This window comes from Bradyrhizobium genosp. A (assembly GCF_049949275.1).
GTDB lineage: Bacteria > Pseudomonadota > Alphaproteobacteria > Rhizobiales > Xanthobacteraceae > Bradyrhizobium.
On the sequence record NZ_CP188196.1, the window covers coordinates 7,018,822 to 7,037,131 of the forward strand.

An 18,310-nucleotide genomic window follows, 5' to 3' on the forward strand; every position below is an offset into this window, starting at 1 on the left:
TCAATTTACAGACCCTCGAAACTCTTGGGGAATTTGGGTCACTAGGACTCTCGCAATTGAGTCCGCGTAGAGTCCGGCCGCTTTACCATTTGGGTGGGAGTCTGTCTTCGTGACCCAGAGGGATTGTGGAGCTTGATTTTCCACAGCCGGAAGAAGGTCCAGAAATGGTATATCGAGAGCTTTCACCTTGGAGGCTACGAGACTCGTTATGCCTTGAAATGGGTATGGAGACAGCTCGTGCAGGTCCGGGTAGTTAACCACAATAAGTTTGATGTTTCGAGCCTTGCAATAGCTCGCAAGTTCTTTCAACGCACCCTGTGCACCCAACCAGCCGGGTTCATTCTCTTGGTAGAGACCGCGGTAATAGTGCTGCCAATCAGCCTTGCCGAAGTATGTTCGCATAAGGACATCGAAACGACCCGCGATGAATACTGCTGAATAGAAGTGCTCTAGAAGGAAATTCTCAGCTCTTCGCGGTGTGGGCTCTGCGTCATTGATAAAATAGTTCAGTACGACAATATCAGGCTTGTATACGTACGCCTTCTTCATGAAGTACGTTGCTTCCATAGCTGTGTTCGCATTTCCAATCCCAGTATTTATGACCTCGACTTTTTTTTCCTTCGCATTCAGCAGCCTTTCCAATCGGTATGATGTGACGTCTTCAGGTCTTGCGCCCCATCCAAACGTCAAGGAGTCGCCAAGCATCATGATCCGAACAGTGCCATTCTCTTTCGCCATGGAATGTTCGCGATCGCGCCAACCTGCTGAGTTGATCGTTACGGGGACCCCCATGTAAAACCCACGCTTTCCAGGGGTATGTTCGTGCCCTGCACCGGGTATGTCGCTAACCGCTTTCAGGTCTTTGGCGTAACGCCACATTTCGATGTCAAAATTGGTGCCGTCTGCCTGCGTTAAACGCACATAGAATTCCAGTAGGGCGGCAGCCATCATCAGGCTAGTCGCTATTGAAAGTATCCCGAAGATTGCGTTTTTTGTTTTGACATCCATGTGGATGGTTTTCCTCGCAATGCGCGCCGAAATCGTTCGTACAGGAAATAGAGATCACGACCGCTGCCTGGCGCACAGCCTGAAGGCCCGCTTTCTAGTCAAGTTCATAGCAACGACGATAGTCCTTCATCAACGACCTGCTCTGGTCTTCTTTCCGTAAGAGCGAATTGCCGACGGCCAGCATTTCGATTTCCGTTCCCATGAAACAGCGGAACGCATCCTCTGGAGTGCAAACAATCGGTTCTCCTCGCACGTTGAATGAGGTGTTCACGACAACAGGGCATCCGGTTAGCTCCTTGAACTTCGATATCAGTCTGTGAAACCGCGGATTGGTCGTGTTGTGCACAGTCTGCACGCGCGCGGAGTAGTCCACGTGTGTGACGGCCGGAATTTCCGAGCGCACGACGTTCAATTTATCGATGCCGAAGTGCTGCTTTTGCTTTTCCGACATCGGCAACTGCTTCGTGCTCAGCACGTCGGCCACAAGGAGCATATAGGGGCTGTCGGAATGAAGCTGAAACCATTGCGACACGTCCTCTCGCAAAACACTCGGCGCAAATGGGCGGAAGGACTCGCGATACTTCACCTTGAGATTTAGCTGCTTCTGGACGGTCGGTGAGCGGGGATCAGCAATGATGGAACGTCCGCCGAGCGCACGCGGGCCGAATTCCATCCGACCCTGCATCCACCCAACCGCCTTACCGTCGACGAGAGCATGTGCGACACTGTCAATCAGTGCCTCATCGAATTCGGCCGTGAATACCGCGCCGGCCTTTCCTAGACGCTCTTCAATTTCGCGCTGACTGAACTCCGGGCCGAGGTACGCGCCGTTCATGCTGTCGCCCGCATGGATGCTCCTGGGCTTTTCAAGCATGAGATGGTAGGCAGCGAGTGCTGCGCCCACTGCGCCGCCGGCGTCGCCAGAAGCCGGCTGAATCCAGATGTTGTCGAAGAGCTTTTCCCGCATGAGCTTTCCGTTCGCAACACAATTGAGCGCCACTCCTCCCGCGAGGCAGAGATTTCTCTGGCCGGTCGTGGTCCGGATTTCTTTTGCAAGCCTTAGGACGACCTCCTCGGTAACGGCCTGAATGGAGGCCGCTAGATCCATCTCCCTCTGCGTCAACCCACTTTCCGGGCGTCTGGCCGGACCACCGAATAGCGTGTCGAAGCGACCATTGGTCATTGTTAGTCCGGTACAGTAATCAAAGAAGCTCATGTCCAGGTGGAATGACCCATCCTCCTTGATGTTGATCAGGTGCTCCTTTATCAGATGCGCATACTTTGGCTCGCCGTAGGGCGCCAGTCCCATTACCTTGTACTCACCGGAGTTCACCTTGAAACCGATGTAGTAAGTGAACGCTGAGTACAACAAGCCAAGCGAATGCGGAAAGTGAATCTCCTTGTAGACTGATAGGTCCTTTCCCTTGCCGATCGCAAGCGAGGTTGTCGTCCACTCTCCGACACCATCCATCGTCAACACTGCGGCTTCGTGAAATGGCGACGGGAAGAACGCCGACGCTGCGTGACTGAGATGGTGCTCTGAAAAGCGGAGTCGCCTCGACCAATCAACTTCGCTCCCGAGGTGCTCTTTCAGGGCCTCAGCAATCAACGTTCTTTGAAACAGCTTGTCCTTTAGCCAAACCGGCATCGACGTTGCGAAACTCTTAAATCCCTTTGGCGCGAAAGCTAGATAGGTTTCAAATATCCGCTCGAATTTGCTAAAGGGTTTGTCGTAGAAGACGACATAGTCGACCTCGGCTGGACATAGCCCTGCAGCGCGGAGACAGTAACGAGCCGCACTGGCAGGAAAGCCTGGATCGTGTTTTTTCCGCGTAAAGCGCTCTTCCTGCGCGGCAGCTACCAGTTCGCCATCTGAGACGAGACAAGCGGCAGAGTCATGGTAGTAGGCTGAGATACCCAGGATATTCACTGGTCAAAACAGCGTGTAAACGAACGGCGCCATGACAGAGCCTTGCGCCAGAACTAGCAGAGCGGCTATGACAACCATGAGGAGAATTGGGGGGGCGAGCCACATCTTTTTGCGAACACGCATGAACGCCCAGAGTTCCTTGATGAAGAGAAACATATGCGCCTCAGAACTGGTGGGTGAAGGACTTAGCTGTCGGACCTGGCGGGCTACGACTGATCCAGTAACTTGCGACCGGTCGTCGCTTCAAATGAAGCTCATCGCGCCCGAGCACGCGAGCGACGAAGGCGATCGGTACTAGAAGCCCGAAATAAATGATGCCCAGAACCAGCGGGCTGACTATCCGTCCAAGCAGCTCGCCGAAGTAGAACCAGAGTAGGTTGAGCGGCGCGAGAATTCGCGGGACGGTCAATGCTATGCCGCCGAAAGCGACACTGACCGCAAAGAGCGACACGTAAGCGGCAGCGACTCTTCCCTTGATGGCCGCGCATGCGCCCAACGCAAGAAATACGGCGCAAAATGTCAGGCCGAAGCGTCGACTGGACGGCAGTTTGGCCGGCACTCTCATGCTATGCCTCCTGCTACGTAGCCGACTCACAAGAATGGCCGCGCTGTGGCGATCTGAGCCAGACGTCCGGACGACATCATTCCAAGGGCGACTGCTCTCGCGACGGTTCCGTTCGTCTCCGCGTAGAGCCAGCCTGTGTTGGATGGCTGCAGAATCGCTGTGACGTGGACAGGTAGATACCGCGCGAGATCATCGACCGGTTGCCACAACGCCGCCACCCTGCGGATATGGATAACGTTGACGAGAGGCGCGACAGAGCGCCAATTCAATGGATCGATCCCGAACCATGTCCTGACCAATCGCTTGGACGCGAATGTCGCGGACAGAGAACGATGAAATCCGAAACCAACCGTGAGCAGAGCGTTCTTCACCGAAGAACTCGTTAGTGCGTCCGCACAATGCAGTGTTCTAAATACCGCTGCGAACTCTTTTGAGAGGTCGCACTGCCTAGCGTCCCTGCAGCGGATGAACCTAGGGCCGCCGCCTGGCTCGTTCACGCGCATGCGAGTGAAGCGGACATGCCAAGCGCGCCTCTTCGCTGTCTTATCCGGGTCGACCTTTAGCGCCTGCTCGATAAGCAGCTTATTGCGGATAGGTTGCTTAGCGCTGCCCGTGATGTCTGCGACCTTGCGAGTGGTGACAGTACTCATGCTCCCCTCGGAGTTCCCTGTTGGCGTTGACAGCGCTCGGCCAAGGTTTGGCAATGATCGTGCCAAGACTGCGTCAGGGAAACAAATCCGTGCGTTTGAAAGCAGATAGTGCGCGCGAGCGGCCTCTCCGAACATTGTTGTAATCCCGACCTAGCCGCAGACCGCTGTTACAAACCCGACAACGTCGGACATCAACAGAGCCTGCGTTTGCTGGTAGTGAGGACAGTCACCAGCGCGCGCTCACCAGGACAGCACCGCCTTCGCGATTGCAGAATCGATTCGTTCGGATCGAGGTCGCCCGATAACGCTCGAATGTGAATGGACAAAACGGACGCCTCAGCTTCTCATCCAGCAAAAATAGCCTCAGGAGCGTCGGCATCGCGCCGCCCCTAGGGGGCGGGACGCCGAATCGACTGCTGGAGCGATTACCAAAGACGACCGCTTAACCTGAGGCGCTCGGCGCCAATCCTGTCGCCTGGTTCATCGATGTACTAATAGGTATCATCAACGGACGGCCAAATCGCGTCGACCAGCTACCGCCCTGGACCTACCGCACTCAATATCTCAAGGCGGTAGCCTGAGAACGACGGAAATTCTCGGGTAATCGAACATGATCGCTACGTCGGGTGACCCGAGTGCCTAGGTGCTTGATCCTGAGGTCAAGTGGATCCGATCGCGTCGCGTCCACGACAGTGATGTTCGGCCGACGTGCCGCTGCGCTGCAGTTAATCTGCTGAACACAATACAGAACGACTTTTTTTGGGGGCCCGTCTTGCGAAATTGGCACGACTCTTGAGTTTCGCTCATTGCGCGGCGGCAGGAGCTGCCAACCGGCCTCACTTACTGATCCTCGCATTTGAGAAGGAGCTAACAATGAAGACCGATATGCCACCCTATGGTGTGACCGAACTAACTCCTGAAAAAGGCGATCGCAACTTCGAAGGTGTCTTTGACCGTTTGTGGGCGCAGTTGACGGATTGGTGTAGCAGCCGCTGTAGCCATATATGCGCCGTTTGGTCCCTTGCACCTAAGCCGCACGGTTGGATCTGAAGAACATAAGTGGCGCAAACGCCATCATGAATGCGGATTAGCAGCTTCCAGGGCGTTCGAGAAGACGGCGTTCAGGCATTCATCTGCTTCGGCAATCAACGGGTTAAGTCATGGATCGTCTAGACTTTCTTCGGACAAACATAGCGAACAAGGAGCTGCCAACCTATGTCTACGGCTATCCTTCGAAGCGAGCATATCGGGCTTTTTCCCAGCCACTCCGCATAACTGATCTCGTTGAGCAGGCCAATCGCTCAAAACAAATCAACATCTATATCCATATTCCGTTCTGTCGCTATCGCTGCACCTACTGCACCCTTTTTCTTACAACGCGCCATGGAGAAGAGACCGGGGAGTCTTACGTTGCTCGACTGGTGGAGCACATCGCTCGATATGGAGAATACTTCGGAGATCGGGAGGTTGTAAGTATCTATTTCGGCGGCGGTACTCCAACCCTTCTGACGCAGCATCAATTCGGCGCGCTTTTCGCCGCCCTCGATGCAGCCTTTCCAAAACGAAGCCCGCGATGTGAGACTACGGTGGAGAGCACGCCAGACTCTTTCGACAACAACCTCCTGGATTGCCTGAAGGCACTTGGCGTCGACCGAATGAGCATGGGCATCCAAAGCATGGAGCCCGGCGAGCTTGCACACGCTGGCAGGCCATATTCGCTCCAGACTGCAGCAGCGGCAATCAACGCCCTCATCGCGCGTTTCTCTCACGTCAATCTTGATCTGATCTACGGCTTGCGTGGTCAAACCCGAGACTCTTTGATCTCTTCGCTTGGCCGGGTGCTCGACTATGAGCCGCAGACACTCTCTCTTTATCCCGTTGTTGTTCGTCCGATGACGAGCATCACTATCTCGAAGGCGCACAATCCTGAACTGTTCCTCTCCGAGGCGGAAAAGTATGAGGTCTACGATCAGAACGTTGCACTGATGGCGTCCAAAGGTTACCGCCAGGAATCCTTCACACGCTTCACCAGGATCGCTGGCGATCATGCCTACCGGCAGGAGGTGTCGGATTTCAAGGGAACGCCCCTGCTAGGACTGGGGGCCGGCGCCAGAAGCTATTTTGGCCAATATCATTGTAGCACGGACTATGCCGTAGCCTCGAGTGCGGCTTCGCCCATCATCAACGCCTTCTCGGCTCGCCCCTTCGATCCCGACGCGATAGCTTCGCACGGAATCAGGCTGACGCAGGAAGATCTTCGGCGTCGTTACGTCCTGCTTGGCCTCACGTTATCAGCTTTGAGCAGAAGTAATTATGCTGCAGTATTCGAACGAGCGCTCGCGGCTGATTTTGGCGAAGAACTCGAGGCGCTTGAATCTTTGCAACTCGTGAATTTGGCAGATGGGGACGCTTATCAACTGACTCGAACGGGGCTTAAGTACTCCAGCATCATAGCTCGGATGTTTTACTCCGCCAGGATGGCAGCCCTCGAGGAGCAATATCAGGCAGCGTAAGGTCCGGCATGCAAAAGATGGCGAAGGATTCACATTTTTGGTGGGATTCGGGCTACGCCAACCACGACGTGTCGTGTATGGGTGGCCCGAGTCCCGAAATCTTCGAGATAACCCCGGCTCTGCGCGCCAAGAGTGTGATTGTCGAGCTGGGTTGCGGCGAGGGGCGCAACGTCCTCTATTTGGCCCAGTTTGGTCATCAGGTCATCGCAAGCGATATATCTGAATCCGCTATCTCCAAACTGAATCGGCTCGCAGGCGCTCTTGGCGTGAATATAACGAGCGCTGTCGCTCCTGTTGAAACGTTCCAGTCGCCTGCTTACCTCGACGTCTTTATAGCGCACTGCGTGTTGCATTTCACGGAACGGGCCATCTGGAGGCCGCTCGTGACGGAATTGATGGATCGGACACGGCCTGGAGGGTTCCACTGCTTCACCAACACGCTTGATCAAGCAGATCATCCTATCCCTGAGGAGAGTTTGGCATGCGGTCACAAGAAATCGTTCTCGCGTGGAGAGCTTGCGGCAATCTATTCGCAAGGCGGCTGGGAGATCTTACGGTCCGATCATTACATTAAATGGGACTCGCACCCCGGCATTCCAATTCATTCTCACTGCATCGAGAAAGTTGTGGCTCGTAAGCCAATTGGATCTGAAAATCTCTCGCGAATGAGAGCTGAGCCCATTAAGGCAGCCGGAGTAATCCCGGCCAAACAGTTTGATACCTTGAAACTTGGCACACAACGCGCTGCTGCAATTGAAATGTTTGGTCGGCCGTCAGGCGGGCAGATGATGACAATCGCTCAGAAGACAGTTGGAGGCAACAATCAAGAAGCCATATCCGACGGATACGTGCGTGAGGATATGATTTATGGCAATCACGGCTTGCAATTCGTTAACGGCACGCTCGCCGGCAAGTATCGATACTTTACGCCCCCGAAGCGCTTAATCATTCGAGATCCTCGAACGTAAGTTCTCACTAGCCGCCTTGGCCGCTGAGGGTTCGCATTGCCCTTCCAGCTCAAAGAACAATAATTGCAAGCTTGCGAGGCCGCTGGAGCAAGAGATGAACTATTTCGCAAGAGAGCGGTGACGTATTCAATCCTGAATCGCCGAGCATGCGGCGCGCGCTTTGTGTCCGTCATCAGACTCATCGCGTTTCAAATCCGCCATCCTTGAGAGGAGAAGACGACATCGCCAGCGAAACCCGCAGGCGGTGCGCATCGCGTCTGCTGGCCTCGATCCTGCACACTACAAGCAGCGTGGAAGCGGCGCCAACAACATCGGCCATTCGGGCCTCGTTCCAAGCTGGCGCGCGCGTTGTGTTTCGTGAGGTGACATGCGATCTGGAGTTCTTTCTTGGAGTGCCGCGACAGCAGCGCTCGTCGCAAGCGGAGCGGTCAATTCGGCAGATCTTAAGCCGGCAGTAAAAGTCCCACCGGTGCGGTGGAGCTGGACCGGAGGATATTTCGGCGCGCACGTTGGCGGGGGCTACGGCCAGACATCATTCAGTGATCCGTATGGTCCGTCAATCTATGGGGATGTCGTCGATACCCCAGTGTTCCTGCTGGGAGGCCAGATCGGCTACAATTGGCAGAAGGACCGCTGGGTCTTTGGCGTTGAAGTGGATGCCAGTGGCGCCGCGTCGGACGGCACAAATACCTGTCTTGCCGCCTCCGGATTTGTCGTGAGCGCAAACTGCAATGCGAATCCAAACGTCTTTATCACCGGGACCGGTCGCCTGGGTTATGCGTTTGGCCCGCAGGGCCATACGCTGGTGTATCTCAAGGGAGGCGTAGGTTGGCAACGCACTCAGGGCGATGTCGTCAACAACAACGAATTTCATCACAAAGGCCGCCCGAACGGCTGGGCGCCGCAGAATGCCACCCATTTCGATTATGGTCGGGTCGGCGGTACAATCGGCGCCGGCGTCGAGCAAGCGCTCACGCCTGCATGGTCTGTTGGACTTGAGTACGATTATCTGTGGTTCGACGGACTGAGTGTGGCAACCCCTCCGACTGTGCAGCTTCCGCTGGCAAAGGTCCCAGCCAACATCACCAGCCTATCCAGCAGCTATCACATCGGCAAAATTAGCCTAAACTACCATTTTGATGCCGACCCACGGACGGCGGCATGGTTCGACGGGCCGCTATACGGGACGACGCCGCCCGTCAGCGCGCCGCCGGTTGCCTTCACTCGCGGATGGTCACTGGAAAGCGGCACACGATTCTGGCTGAGCCGAGGAAGGTTTCAATGGGACAACGGGCGCGACGATCTCGTATCAAGGCTCACCTACCACAAACTGGATGGAATCGCCGGTGAGTTGTTCGAACGTGTGGACAGCCCTTGGGGGATATTCCTGAAGGGCAATATCGGCTTCGGGCGCTTCAATAACGGAAATATGAATGATGAAGATTGGGGCATTGCTGACAACATTGCGTATTCTAACACGACATCGGGCCAGGCGAACGGAAGGTTCATGTACTACACGGCCGATGCGGGCTACGATTTCTTGCGCGGCACCGCCTTCAGGGTCGGTGGGTTTATGGGCTGGACATATTACGGCCAGAACTCTGACGCGACAGGATGCACGCAGATCGCGTCTTCAGCGCCATGCCGTCGTCAAGCAGTCGGCGGTAAAACGGTCATCATCAGCCAGGACACTGATTGGAATGCGCTGCGCATCGGCCTCAGCGCCGAGACCACGTTGCTCGACCGTTGGCGCGTCAGCGCTGATGTTGCTTACCTGCCCTGGACAGACTTCCAGGGGCGCGACAACCATCTGTTGCGAGACTTGACGTACTTCAGCGATCAACGCGGGAGCGGTGGCGGTGGTGTGCAGGTCGAAGGGGTCCTGTCTTATCTCATCACCAATAATTTCAGCCTCGGCGTCGGCGCCCGTTATTGGGCCATGTGGACTCCAAAGCATAGCGACATACTCCCCAATCAAGCCCAAAGGGAGGGCAGCTCTCCTGTTGCCTTGGGGGTCTTTCCTGCGAACTATCGCATGGAGCGATGGGGCACGTTCCTGCAGGCCTCTTACAAGTTTGACTGAAACTGCTCGCTCACCGCTCTAAGCTTCGGAAGCAGCGACTATACATGACGAAATCGCGGAGCCTGGCGCTCGCGTCGGGCGGACAGTAGAATAAAGTTGCAAGCTTTCGGGCCTTTCAAGCCCGAAAGCTTGCATTGATTTGCTCAAGATAAAGGCCAGGCCTTTTGAGGTGTTGCAGCGCGTGAGCATCGACATCGCTTACCTGCCGTGGACTAATTTCAGTGATGGTGGCAAATATTGGGTCAATGTGGACCAAACAGGACACCGATGTCACCGACAACGCCAACGTCCAGGGTACCGAAATTCAGTATCTCGCTCTTGCGGAATATCGCCTTGAGCGATGGGCCACGTTCGTCCAAGCTTCGGCGTCGACCTTCAGCCATATCGAGCGCACCGCACTCAAGACACCGCTTAGCGGCGGCAAGCATGTGTCCTGTGTCCTGCAAACTAGAGCGAGCACAGATTCTGCGGGCCGCTGATATTACGTGCGACACTTCCTGGAGCGCAATGCCTCCGCGGCTATGTAGGCTCAATGCTCCGGACCGCGACGATGGTCAGGTCAACCCGCGATCTCGATCCCTCTTGAAGTAGGGCGCCCGAGTGCTCGTCTGAGCTCCGAAAACTGCTGGAACATGACAATCATTGCAATCATTCCAGCACCCAGCTCAGCGATTGCTTGACTGGCCAACAGTCCGTCGAAACCCGATATGACTGGCAACACCAGTACGGCAGGTATGAAGAAATAGCCGTGCCTCGCCAAGGACACAATCACACTGAGGCGTGCTCTCCCGAACGACTGAAGCATCGCCGTCACGAAACTCTCAATACCAAAAAGCCCAAAAAAGAGATGGAAAACGATACAGGTCAAGACGGCAATTTCCGTGACGTTCTCGTCATCGCTGAACAGTTTGACCAAAGGTCTGGCAAAACTCCCAACGGCCGCAGAATACGCAACCGAAAGCGCGACAGTCATGAACAGCATGAGCTTTGCGGCCTTCCATACGCGGGGAAGATCGCGTGCGCCCCAACCGAAACCGAGGACAGCTTGAGAGCCCATACAAAAGCCGGTGACAGGCAGTGCGCCGATCGTCAGCAATCGCATGGCTATTCCCATGGCCGCGATGCAGTCGTCCCCGAACGGCGCAGCAGCTCCGTACAAGAGCATAGAGGCAATGGCAGACAAAATGCCGGTCATGGTGGCTGGCGCTCCTATGAACGCGAGCTGTCTGATGCGACTTGTTCGTAATGAGACGTAAGATACCTTGACGAGGACTATCCCGCCCAGCTTCGAAAAATGCACGATATAGAGGCTAATGGCAGCGATCTGAGATACCAGCGTTGCGAGGGCTGCGCCTCGCACACCGAGGTCCAGTAAGAAGATGAAGGCCGGATCGAGCACCGCGTTCAGTATGAAGGCGGTAAGCATCGTCCACATACTGAAACGTGTGTTGCCCTCGGCTCTAACGATGAAGCCGTTGACGATGTTTAGAAGCATCAGGGTGTATCCGAACAATAGCGTCGCCGCATAGTCGAGCGCCACGGGCATGATGGTTGGAGTTGCCCCGAGGGATACGAAGATCCGTCGCAAGTTTAGCAGTAGGAGAACCGTAAACATGATCCCGATCGGAGCGGCCAGGGCCAGTGCAGTACTCGCGCCCCTGCTTGCCTCCAGGTACTCACCGGCACCAAGATGACGAGATATGAACGAGGCTGTTCCAACACCGATTCCCTGACCGACTGCCGTCAGAAGAACCACGACGGGCAAGGTCATGCTGACAGCTGCGATCGCCTGCGCGCCAAGTGCACCAACAAAGATCGCATTGACGGCCTGCTGTACCGCGTTGATCGATAGGCCAACAATAGACGGAATTGCGAGCCGCAGGATAAGGCTCGCCAGATTGGGATCCGATAGATCGATGTTCTGCTTCTTCTTTGCCATCACATCTCGATCGCACTCGACCGCCACTTCCGCATCCGGCTCATTCATGGATGACAGTGTCGCCGGCTCTTCCGAATTCGCTGATCGTCAGCAACAGCTCCTGTTGCAACACCGTGCAAAGATTACGGGTCGCCTCATAACCGATCTGGCTTGGATCATACCTTGTTTCAATCTGGAGACGGCCGGCTTGATATCCGACGTCGAACCAGAAAAGGTGACTCGCGGCGGCTTCATCCATGTCTTCGCCGATCCAGATTGGAGACGGGTCCTGGGCTAGGAGACGGCGCGGAAAATGGCGCTGCAAACCCGCTCGGTAATTCAGTCCGATTTTAGGTAAGGGCAGACGATTAATCCGGCTCCGCACGGTTGGATCTCGGTTTACGAATTTCAAAACCCGAAACCCTACTCCTCTGCGCGGGAGGGCATTGCGCTGGCGGTTTATTGAACGAACACGATCGGGACGAGCCTCCGTTCCGGAAAGACTCAAGGAAAGCGGAACGAGCTCGCTGATATGGCCAATGATCTGCGATGGATCAATATCTTCAAACAGCCGACCTCGGGTCGAGGTAAGGCTATCAATCCAGAGCGAATAGTTGCCGAAAACACGTCCACAGGCGCCGGATATGGCGGCAAGAAATACGTCAATGTCCTTACAATGCGCCGATCTGGCTGCAATATTGAGCAGATCAGCTGTCGCTTCTTTGCCAATCTCCAGATGATGCTTGGCCTGATCTTCCCAAAGGCCTCGGCAATTCGCGTCATCCGCGCGACCTTCAAGGCGTGCATAGTGAAGCTCTCTCGCGGTCACTTGCGAAAAGCTTGCGCCACCTGCCGACGTGGGGCTGACATGCAAATTGCACTGATCGGAGTCGATCCTCTCCCAGTATTCGAGTTCGGATGGCGCCTCGCTGTTCGCGTAGTGCTCAAGGCGCTTCAACCATAGAGCAAGCATTTGCATGTTCTCGGGGCCGCTTACGGCCTGGCCTGAGCTAAGGCCGTCGTAGGCCGCGTCCAATGCATCGAGGAACAGTCGATAGCCTATCCCGTCCGCTACAAAATGATGCATCAGGACCAGCAGATAGTAATCGCCGCTTTCCGATGTGCGGAACACCGTGACGTTAACAAGAGGCGTCTGGCCGTCAAAGCGAAACATATGCTGACGTCTTGCTGAGATGCTCTCGATTGCCTTACGCTGCCGCAGGCTGGTCATTCCGACAAGATTGATCTCCTCCACGAGGCGTTCGGCCGCGGAAGCTGCGATCGTCAGACGTAGACCATCATCGGTTCGGGCGATACGGAGCCTGAGGCCTTCGTGCCTATCCATGACATGAGCAAGGGCGCGCTCCAGCAGCCGGATATCCAGGATCCCGCCGGGCAGGAAGAACAGATCGCCTATGTTGTAGTGCTCATCGAAGCCGACAAGACGCTTCCAAGATGCGATTGCGGGGGTAATCGGCAACGAGCCGTCCACGGAAGGGGCGGTATGGTGTGCAACCGTCGCTCGATCCGCCGCCAATTCCCTGATTGTCGGCGTTCGATAGAGTTGGTCAACAGTAAGATTCAGCCCGGCTTTGCGCGCCAACGTGACGCAGCGTACGCTTAGAAGAGAATCTCCACCGATATCAAAGAAGACCTGATCAATTCCGACCCGCTCGACGTCCAATAGATCCTGCCAGATCCCAGCAAGAATAAGCTCCTTCCTCGTGCGGGGCTCGACAGATGGAGCAGGCCCGACCTCGCGGTAAGGAACGGACGACAGGTGAGCGCGATCTATCTTTCCGTTCGCCGTAAGAGGGATACTGTCAACCAAACGAAAGGCGGCCGGAATCATGTAGGACGGCAATGTGTGCTTCAGGTGGGTAACAATCTCTTCAGAGCTTAGACCGTCACGGGCGGGAATCACGCTGGCGATCAAACGACGATCGCCATCCATGCCATCTGCAGCGACCGCGGCCTTTGTGATTGCGGGATGAGACTCAAGAGCCTTTTCGACCTCCTCCAGCTCAATGCGATAGCCCCGTACCTTGATCTGGTTGTCCGATCGGCCGCAAGTCTCAAGAAGGCCGCTGGTTGAGATGCGGGCGATATCGCCACTTCGATAAAGGACGCTGTACTGTCCGTCACCATAAGGATTTGGCACGAAACAACGTGTTGTCCGCTCTTGATCCCTCCAGTACCCAGCGCTTACGCAGCGTCCCGCGATGCAGAGTTCACCGGTGACTCCGACAGGGACTCTCTTCAACGCAGCATCGAGCACGTAGAGTTTGACGTTATCGATTGGGCGCCCAACGGGGACGAGCGACGCGCCGTCATCGGAATCCGACGTTCTGTAGACTGCGGCGTTGGACGCACATTCCGTAGCACCATAGAAGTTCCACAACGGCACGTCCGGGAAATATGTACGCCAGCGAACTGGGAGCGAAGATGGCATCGGTTCAGCGCTGCTTGTGACGAACCGCAAGGAAGTGGATCTTGGCTGCCGCTCTTGGGAGGCAACGAGGCCGGTCAGGAGTGGCGGCGAGGCAAATAAGTGTGTCGCGCGACGTTCCGCCAACGTGCTCAACAGCAGATCTGGATCCAGCAACTGCCTACGGGTCAGGATCAGCGCGGGCACACCTCTTAGGAGTCCACCGAAGTATTCCCAAGCGGACGCAACAAGTGATGCGGACTTCTGAACAACCATCACGTCGGTGCTCTCGAACGGAGCGGTTCGCCACATCCAGTTCAGTCGATTAAGAATTGCCGACTCCGGTATGAGAACCCCCTTCGCCTTCCCGGTCGAGGACGACGTGTATATAAGGCTCGCAATTTCCGGATCTGATGGTTTGTCGCTGCACTCAGACTCGTGCGCGAGCGTGCCGCACCCTTCTAGGGTCAACAGACAGATCGACGGCAGGTCAAAACCAAGGTCAGTGGTACTTGCGTGAACCAAAAGCTTTGCTCGACTATCTCGCAGGATATGGTCGATCCGATCACGTGGATAATCCGGCGATATAGGGACAACGATGGATTGCAAGGCTCGTGCCGCAAGAATAACAGCGGCCACGTCAGGCGAGCGGTCGGCCAGCATGGCGACCCTGTCGCCAGCTCCCACGTCGGACGCCTTCAAGACCGACCGGATTGCTGTTACGCGCTCCCGCAGATCGCCGATTGTGATCTCACCGAAATCACCAAAATATGCCACTTGGCTACGATGAGTGGCACTGATTTGCTCGAACGCTTCCACAAGCGGACATTCAGTCGGGTATGACTGCGCCGAGCCATGCAGCGAGTCCAGCATAACGACATCCGCCCCACTGAGGCAACTCAGATCCTTAACGGGCGCAAGTGGATTCTCAACGCAGGCAGCAATCAGACAGCGCAGATTATCAGCCATACGGACGATGAGATCGCTGGAAAGGATGTCTTCGGCATATGCTAGCTGGAGGGCCAATTCATCGCCCTGATCTTGTGCGTACAAGGTCAGATCGAATTTTACGTAACCGGTGTCGTATTCGCGGAAAGTCAGATCGAGCTCATGCTGATCCGGTGGCTCCGCGGCCTCGGAGTACATGTTGAACATGACCCGGAAGATCGGCGATCGTTCCGCTTCGCGATATAGCCGGCTATCCCTGACCATCCAACCGAACGGATATGCCGAATTTGCGATGGCATCGCTGACCAGGCCCTGGACGCGCAAGGCATAAACCGCAAAGGACTGACCAACATCGATCGCGGAACGGATTGGCAGCATATTCAGGAAAAAGCCGACAATGTCGGCACTGCCGGGCTGATCCCGTACGACATGCGGTATGCCGACGATAATGTCGTCCTGACCGCTGTACATCCGTAGCAGCAGCTTGAAGCACGCGAGGAGGGTTGTCGACGTTGTGCACCTATGGCGACGCGCAAACTCCCGTACCTGATTGGAGAGTTCGCTGCCGAGCAGCACCGCATATGAGGCACCGCGGTGAGAATTTACCCGCGGTCGCGCTTGTCCTGTTCCAAGCGAAAGCACCGGCGGATCATCACCAATCTGACGGCGCCAATAGCTGCGCTGGTTGGCCAGCGCCTCTGGGGTCACGTGCTGTTTTTCCCAGACCGCGTAGGTCGAAAGGGAGGCGCAGTTCTTTGGCAAAGACGCCGTGGCATCCAGGTATCTTTGTCGGAGGTCTCTGAGAAGAACAGAGATCGACCAGGCATCGATAATAATTTCGTGAGCGGTGATCAGTACCAGATGGTGGTCAGGGTGAAAACGGATCATGCGCGCGCGAAACAGATGACCTTGGCTGAGATCAAAGCTGCCGCTCAGCTCTGTTTGCCGTAACTCTGTGATCAGCTCCTCGGCTTGCTGTGCCGTGAGATGTGATGCATCAGTCAAATCAAGTTTTTCGCATTGCGGATCATCAAAAATCTGAACCGGACCATCCTCGTCGATAAAGCGTGCAGAAAGTGCCTGATGGAAATGAACGACATCGGTCCAGGCACGGTTGAATGCGGCCAGATCAAAGAAGCCTCTTATTCGCAGGCCGCCCTGAATGATGTAGTTCCTGGCAGACGGATCGAGCTGGGAAAGAAACCATAGGTGCTCCTGAACTCTCGTCAGAGGCGCTCGCGCAAGCTTTCCGCACGCGGGCGCTGTGCACGGTTTGGATTCGACTCGGGACGCGATCGAAGCCGCAAGAGACCGTACCGTTCCATTCAGGACCAGCCTGAAATCCGTTCTCACTCCGAGCTGGGTCTGCAATTGACCCAATATGAGCATTGCTCGGAGCGAGTCGCCGCCGAGGCTTATGAACTGGTCATTCACGCCAATGTTCTCGATGCGCAGAACGCCTGCCCAAATTTGCCACAGCTGGGCTTCGAGCTCTGTTCGCGGCCCCTCGAATGGCGTCGGCAATAAAGGACGAACACTGGTCGGGTCCGGCAATGCTCCAAAATCGACCTTTCCGTTTCTAGTCCGCGGAATACCGCCGACGTGGATGATCCTTTCCGGCAGCATGTAGGTAGGAAGCGTTTCGGCAACAAAGTTCTGAAGCTCGGCTTCCGTCACTTCAGCCGGAGCTGACACATATGCGATTAGCCGTCTCGATCCAGTTTCCCGCTCCGCGCCTGTTATGTCTCGCGCCATAAGCTTTACGCCTGCGCAGGCGGAGGCGACCGCGACAGCGCCATGTACCGAATGATGAGCGCAGAGGCGGGCCTCTATTTCTCCCAGCTCAATTCTGTGCCCACGGATTTTGACCTGACGGTCCCGTCGACCGAGGCATTCCAAAAGACCATCGGAACGGACGCGTCCGAGATCACCTGTCCTGTAGAGGCGCCGGAACCCCGGGTTGTTAGAGAACGGGTTTGGCCCAAAGGCATCCTTGGTGCGAACATCGTCGTTGACGTAACCAGCAGCGACACCAACGCCGCTCACACAGATTTCGCCGACCTCCCCCGTGTCGCACAGACGAGATCCATCGGTGACATAGACCTCAAGGTTCGCAATGGGCTTGCCGATCGGCACATAAGTGTCAGCCACCGCGGGCGGTACTGAAACCAGATTGTGTGTAACGCCGTCGGCGCACTCGGTCGGCCCGTAGTGGTTTAGAATGGGGACCTGCGGATACAAGCCAAGCCATGCGCGCGCCAGTCCGGGTGTCAGGGGTTCTCCAACCGTAGAGATAGTCCGCAAACTGTCCAGAGCTCTCTCAGCCGCCGCAAGGGGCTGCAGATATTCAACAAATACTGCAAGCATTGACGGGACGAATTGAGCAACCGTCGCGCCGTGCCCTTGAATTGCTTTAAGAAGAGATACTGGCGATTTCAGTGTCGCATCATCAATGATCGCGATACTGCCTCCGACGCAAAGCCCTGCCAGAAGTTGCCACAGCGAGATGTCAAAGCAATGCGATGCCGTCTGCGCGATGCAATCCGTCCGAGTGAGGGCTAGGGCATCAATTTTTGCCGCCAAATGATTGTTTAAGGCTGCATGCGCAATCATTGCGCCCTTAGGCTGGCCCGCCGAACCAGACGTAAACAGAATGTAGGCGAGTCCATCCGCGCTCGATGATGGCACGAAAGACGAAGGCTGGCCCTCACGCAGCGCCGCCTCTATCGGCATGAATTGGGTGGTGTCTTTGCTGCTCGACCGGAACGGGCTGAGCGAATGCTGCTGGTCGGGGCCAATAATCAGAGCACAGCGGCTCTGCTCAATTATGAACGACGTGCGTGAAGCCGGTAAGGATGGGTCGAGCGGTAGGTACGTTGATCCGGCCTTCAAAATTGCGACGACCGCCGTCGCCCAGTCGAAGCCGCGCTCACCCCAATATCCGACGACCGCGCACCGAGCGCCATGCTCTCGTAGCCTCCTTGCGAGGGCATCCGATCTTAGTCGCAGCGCCTCGTAGGTGAGTTGGTCTGCGCCGCTTCTCAGCGCAATCCTCTCTGGATCCGATCTTGCAAGGCGATCGATCACCGTGATCGCCTCGATCGGTGGACGTTCTACAAACTGATTTTTTTTGGATAGATCTTGGCTAGGCATACGCGTCCCCCATTCGTCGCCTTCTGGGGCCCTTAATCAAAACACCGACGATCCTGATTGAGGGTGTGCAGCGCGTAGCCCCCGGTATCGGCCGGTCATAGTGAGCCGGTTTGTCCGTTTCTTAGCTTCCCGTCCTTTGCGTTCAC

12 protein-coding genes are annotated in these 18,310 nt (G+C 55.9%); 4 read left to right on the top strand and 8 right to left on the bottom strand.

What is annotated here, in order from left to right; all coding sequences use genetic code 11:
• The 5 genes from ACP2YP_RS32965 to ACP2YP_RS32985 all read right to left on the bottom strand — a co-directional run bounded on the left by ACP2YP_RS32965 (position 1) and on the right by ACP2YP_RS32985 (position 4,153).
• Positions 1-1,008, bottom strand: a complete 1,008-nt coding sequence (locus ACP2YP_RS32965) for an SGNH/GDSL hydrolase family protein (RefSeq protein ID WP_426420364.1) — start codon at positions 1,006-1,008, stop codon at positions 1-3.
• A 94-nt stretch (positions 1,009-1,102) separates the two neighbouring features.
• Complete coding sequence (locus tag ACP2YP_RS32970; RefSeq protein WP_426420365.1) at positions 1,103-2,938, bottom strand: carbamoyltransferase family protein; 1,836 nt, start codon at positions 2,936-2,938, stop codon at positions 1,103-1,105.
• Between the two features lie 3 nt (positions 2,939-2,941).
• On the bottom strand, positions 2,942-3,094 hold the full coding sequence (locus ACP2YP_RS32975; RefSeq protein WP_234684985.1) for a DUF5989 family protein: 153 nt from the start codon (positions 3,092-3,094) through the stop codon (positions 2,942-2,944).
• A gap of 7 nt (positions 3,095-3,101) precedes the next feature.
• Positions 3,102-3,503 carry an SxtJ family membrane protein gene (locus ACP2YP_RS32980; protein WP_426420366.1) on the bottom strand — a complete coding sequence of 134 codons (402 nt, stop codon included), beginning with the start codon at positions 3,501-3,503 and terminating at the stop codon, positions 3,102-3,104.
• A 26-nt stretch (positions 3,504-3,529) separates the two neighbouring features.
• Positions 3,530-4,153 carry a hypothetical protein gene (locus tag ACP2YP_RS32985; protein ID WP_426420367.1) on the bottom strand — a complete coding sequence of 208 codons (624 nt, stop codon included), beginning with the start codon at positions 4,151-4,153 and terminating at the stop codon, positions 3,530-3,532.
• A gap of 1,160 nt (positions 4,154-5,313) precedes the next feature.
• Here ACP2YP_RS32985 and ACP2YP_RS32990 point away from each other — a divergent pair.
• Together ACP2YP_RS32990 and ACP2YP_RS32995 are read left to right on the top strand one after the other, a co-directional pair.
• Positions 5,314-6,666, top strand: coding sequence for a radical SAM protein (locus tag ACP2YP_RS32990; protein WP_426420368.1), 1,353 nt, complete (start codon positions 5,314-5,316; stop codon positions 6,664-6,666).
• A gap of 8 nt (positions 6,667-6,674) precedes the next feature.
• Positions 6,675-7,634, top strand: a complete 960-nt coding sequence (locus ACP2YP_RS32995; protein ID WP_426420369.1) for a class I SAM-dependent methyltransferase — start codon at positions 6,675-6,677, stop codon at positions 7,632-7,634.
• A gap of 178 nt (positions 7,635-7,812) precedes the next feature.
• On the opposite strand, the gene ACP2YP_RS33000 is transcribed toward ACP2YP_RS32995, so the two are convergent.
• Positions 7,813-7,953, bottom strand: coding sequence for a hypothetical protein (locus ACP2YP_RS33000; protein ID WP_426420370.1), 141 nt, complete (start codon positions 7,951-7,953; stop codon positions 7,813-7,815).
• A gap of 48 nt (positions 7,954-8,001) precedes the next feature.
• On the opposite strand from ACP2YP_RS33000, the gene ACP2YP_RS33005 reads away from it, so the two are divergent.
• On the top strand, positions 8,002-9,717 hold the full coding sequence (locus ACP2YP_RS33005) for an outer membrane beta-barrel protein (RefSeq protein ID WP_426420371.1): 1,716 nt from the start codon (positions 8,002-8,004) through the stop codon (positions 9,715-9,717).
• Positions 9,718-9,938: 221 nt separating this feature from the next.
• Entirely contained in the window at positions 9,939-10,196 is a 258-nt protein-coding gene (locus tag ACP2YP_RS33010; RefSeq protein ID WP_426420372.1) for a hypothetical protein, read from the top strand.
• Between the two features lie 80 nt (positions 10,197-10,276).
• On the opposite strand, the gene ACP2YP_RS33015 is transcribed toward ACP2YP_RS33010, so the two are convergent.
• Both ACP2YP_RS33015 and ACP2YP_RS33020 read right to left on the bottom strand, forming a co-directional pair.
• Positions 10,277-11,704: an MATE family efflux transporter gene (locus ACP2YP_RS33015; RefSeq protein ID WP_426420373.1), complete on the bottom strand. Its 1,428-nt coding sequence runs from the start codon at positions 11,702-11,704 to the stop codon at positions 10,277-10,279.
• A complete protein-coding gene (locus ACP2YP_RS33020) occupies positions 11,697-18,164 on the bottom strand; it encodes an amino acid adenylation domain-containing protein (protein ID WP_426420374.1) in 6,468 nt (2,155 codons plus the stop codon). Before ACP2YP_RS33020 ends, ACP2YP_RS33015 begins: the two co-directional genes overlap by 8 nt.
• Positions 18,165-18,310 lie beyond the last annotated feature (146 nt).